This is a genomic window from Bradyrhizobium sp. MI1.11 (assembly GCF_055811255.1).
Map to the genome: position 1 here is coordinate 1 of NZ_JBVVPM010000133.1, position 3,742 is coordinate 3,742.

The 3,742-nt window shown below is 67.0% G+C and carries 3 protein-coding genes; 1 reads left to right on the top strand and 2 read right to left on the bottom strand.

Annotation, left to right across the window (positions count from 1 at the left end; translation table 11 throughout):
- Positions 1-218: 218 nt before the first annotated feature.
- Entirely contained in the window at positions 219-1,886 is a 1,668-nt protein-coding gene (locus AC0L30_RS42460) for a SulP family inorganic anion transporter (protein ID WP_007600919.1), read from the top strand.
- Positions 1,887-2,047: 161 nt separating this feature from the next.
- On the opposite strand, the gene AC0L30_RS42465 is transcribed toward AC0L30_RS42460, so the two are convergent.
- Both AC0L30_RS42465 and AC0L30_RS42470 read right to left on the bottom strand, forming a co-directional pair.
- Entirely contained in the window at positions 2,048-2,410 is a 363-nt protein-coding gene (locus AC0L30_RS42465) for a hypothetical protein (RefSeq protein ID WP_007600918.1), read from the bottom strand.
- Between the two features lie 118 nt (positions 2,411-2,528).
- Positions 2,529-3,742 (bottom strand): Spy/CpxP family protein refolding chaperone (locus AC0L30_RS42470; RefSeq protein WP_473406742.1); only part of this gene is annotated, 1,214 nt, incomplete at its 5' end.

Consider the following 3,742-nt stretch of genomic DNA (forward strand, 5'->3'; position numbering starts at 1 on the left):
CCAAAACCCCCCCCCCCGGGCGGTCTACCCCCCCCCCCCCCTATCACGCGCCCAAAACCCTCCCCCGCTTATTGGCCCCCCCGGGGGGCCGCGGCCCCCCCCCCCCGGGGGGGCTCGAAATGACGACGGATGGAGATAAACTGCGTCTTCTGCTTCCCGATACGGAAATGCTGTAGTCTAACCGACTAACGCCAGGGCTTTCCGGGGACTCCACATCGATGCCGCACGACGCTCACGCCAAGCCAGCTTGGCCGCTGTTTCGCTCACTCGCGTCCTATTCCCTCCCGGGCGACCTGATGGCGGGGCTGACGCTCGCGGCGATCGCGATTCCCGAGCAGATGGCCACGGCGCGGCTCGGCGGCTTCGCGCCGCAGATCGGCTTCTTCGCCTTTATGGCGGGCTCGCTCGGCTTTGCGATGCTCGGCGGCAACCGCTTCCTGTCCTGCGGCGCCGATTCCACGATCACGCCGATCTTCGCCGGCGGACTGGCGGCGCTGGCCGCCACCGGCTCGCCTGAGTATCAGGGACTCGCGATCGCGCTGGCACTGATGGTCGGCGCGATGATGCTGGCCGGCGGCGCTTTCCGCCTCGGCGGCATCGCCAATCTCTTGTCCGTGCCCGTCATGGTCGGCTTCCTCGCCGGCATCTCCGTCCACATCATCGTCTCGCAATTGCCGGGCGTGCTGGGTCTGGACTCGCCGGGCGGGCCGACGCTCGATCGCATCGGCGTGCTCGCAAGCGAGCTCGGCCGCACCAATCCGTTCACGTTGTGCATCGGTTTCGGTGTGCTGGCAGTGGTCTTCGTCTCCGAGAAGGTCAGCGCAAAAATTCCGGGCGCGCTGATCGGGCTCGTCGCCGCGACGCTGGCCACGATCGCACTCGGCCTCGAGAGCAAGGGCGTCAATGTCGTAGGCCTCGTGCCGGGGACGCTGCCGCGGCCGACCTTCCCCGAGCTTGCAGCGGAGCAATGGGTCCGCCTCGTGCCGCTCGCCTTTGTCATCACGGTCGTGGTGATGGTGCAGACTGCGGCGACGACGCGCTCGTTCCCGTCCGATCCCGACAAGCCGGCCGATGTCGATCGCGATTTTCTCGGCGCGGGCGCCGGCAGCGTGCTGTCGGGCCTGTTCGGTGCGTTCCCGGTCAATGCCAGCCCGCCGCGAACGGGCATTGTCGCCGAGACCGGCGGACAATCGCAGCTCGCGGGTCTCGCCGCCGCTGCGATCGTGCTGGCGCTGCTCGCGTTTGGAACGGGATTGCTGCAGCACGTTCCGGACGCAGCCCTCGGCGGCATCCTGCTGTTCGTCGCGCTGCGCATCATCCGCGTGAAGCAGATCGTCACGATCTATCACCAATCCCCGAGCGAATTCCTTCTGATCGCCGCCACCGCCGCGCTGATCATCGTGCTGCCGATCCAGCAGGGTGCGTTCCTCGGCATCGTGCTGTCGCTGCTGCACGGCATCTGGAGCACGACGCGCGCGCGGCTGGTCGAGTTCGAGCGCGTGCCGGGCACCACGATCTGGTGGCCGGCGCACCCGCACATCACCGGCGAGCGCATCGACGGCGTCGCCGTGATCGGGTTGCAGGCGCCGCTGTCGTTCCTCAATGCGCCCGGCTTTCGCAGCGACGTGTCCAGGGTGCTCGGCGCGACGCCGCCGCAACTGCTGGTGCTGGAGGCGAGCGGCATGGTCGAGATCGACTTCACCGCCGCGCAGATCCTGCTCGACGTTTTCAGGGCCTGCAGCGAACAGGGTGTCACGGTCGCGCTGGCCCGGCTGGAATCGGTACGCGCGCAGGCCGCGTTCGAGCGGTTCAGGCTGTTCGAGGCGCTGCCCCGGGAGAACGTCTTCCACAGTGTGGACGAGGCCGTGCGGAAGTTGGCGAAATAAGTCCTGCTACGCACTCCGATCCTCATCCTGAGGAGCCCGCGAAAAGCGGGCGTCTCGAAGGATGGCCACGGGCGAGATCCGGGCCTTCATGGTTCGAGACGCGCGAAGACGCGCTCCTCACCATGAGGGTCTTGGTGCAACGACGATCGCGCGAGCACCGCTCACTGCGCCAATGTCGGATGATCCCGCTGGACCGTTTCGCGGATCCAGCTGGCATGGATCGCGCGAAACAGGATCTGCGCCGTCTTGAGGTCGTTTGCCTTCATGCAGAGATCGACGATGCGGTGCACTGCGTCGTCGCGCATCAGTCCATCTGAGATCTTCATCGCGATTTCCATCGCGACTTTCGCCGCGCGCTCGTAGCGCGCGCTGTCGCGCTTGTCGTTGCGCGCGCTGCCTGCCGCGCTGGCCGCAGCCGCGTCACAGATCGCACGGATGCGCTCGGCGGCGTCGATGTCGCCGAGCGGTCCTTCGACCGTCTCATCCCAGACGTCGCCCGCCTTCTTCCTTGCGAACCACTCCATCACCCCGCCACCCGTGGTCTTCCGGCCACCGCATTGTTTCTGCTTCAGCGCCACCCAGCATAGAGAACCGCAGTGCGATCGGCGAGGCGGTTTTCCGCCACGGCTTTTTGCGACGCGCTCAGGACGTCCGACGCGGCCCGATCGCCTCGAACTGCGCCTTCTGCTCGTCGCTCAACGTGCCATAGAAATCCTCGAGCGCGGCCCGCACTGATTTCACGCCGTCCAGCATCATTTCGAGCCGCTTGTGAACCGCGGCCATGCGCGCCGGTGGTGTCATCACGTCGCTGGGCTGGCACGCGTCCTTGAGCGAATCTTTGACCCTGGCGCTGGTATCCTGAAGCACTTGCAGAGCAGCACGCTGAGTCTCACTGGGATGGAGCCGCGCGCCGATCTCGCCGGCTGGCCAATCGAGCCCAACAGGCGCACCGCAATTCTGAACCAGCGATGCGCTGGCGTCGCGGGAAGCCGCTGTCCGGCGCTGATCCTCGGCCAACGCATTGAAACGGGCCTTCTGCTCGTCGGTGAGGGCCCCATAGAATTTGTCGAGCGCCGGTTGCACCAGCTCGACGGCCTTCTCCATCGCCTCGATGCGCTGCTGCATCGCCGCCAACCGACCGGGCGCCGTCGCCGCGACTTGCGTTGGACAGGCCGCGCGGATGAGCTCTGCTGCCTGGATCGAGACATTGCCGAGTTCGTCGAGGCTTGCGCCTTGCGCCTCGGTCGGCTGCACCGCCGCGACGATCTGGTCGATCGGCAGACCGACGATTTCGCGACGGTCGCTGCCGCAAAGCTGATCGAGCGCAACGCCTCGCGCTTGCCGTCGTCCCTGCGATCGTTGCGGCAGATAGGCCGAGAGGCGATCATAGCCATAGGGGCCGAACATGCCGGCATAGATGTCGGGATAGCCGTAGCCCCAGAAGCCGAGACCGTCGCCCCAGATCGCGTAGTCGTAGAGGTCGTTGTAGGCGAACGGCCAGAACAGCGGCCCGACCCAGCCATAGCCGCCCCCGGCATGTTGCCACCAACCGCTGCTTGCGCCGTGCCAGCCGGCAAGGGCGGCCGCAGCTGCGATCTGGGCCCGCGCCGCCGGATTGCTGATCAGCCGGCCATTGCGAAACGCGCTGGAGTGCGCGTTCAGGGCATTGCGAAAATGCGCGGGACGGATACCCGCATTGCGGATCTGACCGAATTTCGAGGAACCATGTCGGGCTCCGGCTGCGAACCGCGTCCCGCCATGATGCCCGCCGCCGCCATGCGCGTGCCCGAAACCGTGACCGCCGAAATGACCGCCGCCATGATGGCCACCCCCGTGCCCACCGCCATGCCCGCCCC

Coding starts and splice junctions, on each gene's coding strand:
- AC0L30_RS42465 (WP_007600918.1), bottom strand. CDS start 2,410: ATGGAGTGGTTCGCAAGGAAGAAGGCGGGCGACGTCTGGGATGAGACG.
- AC0L30_RS42460 (WP_007600919.1), top strand. CDS start 219: ATGCCGCACGACGCTCACGCCAAGCCAGCTTGGCCGCTGTTTCGCTCA.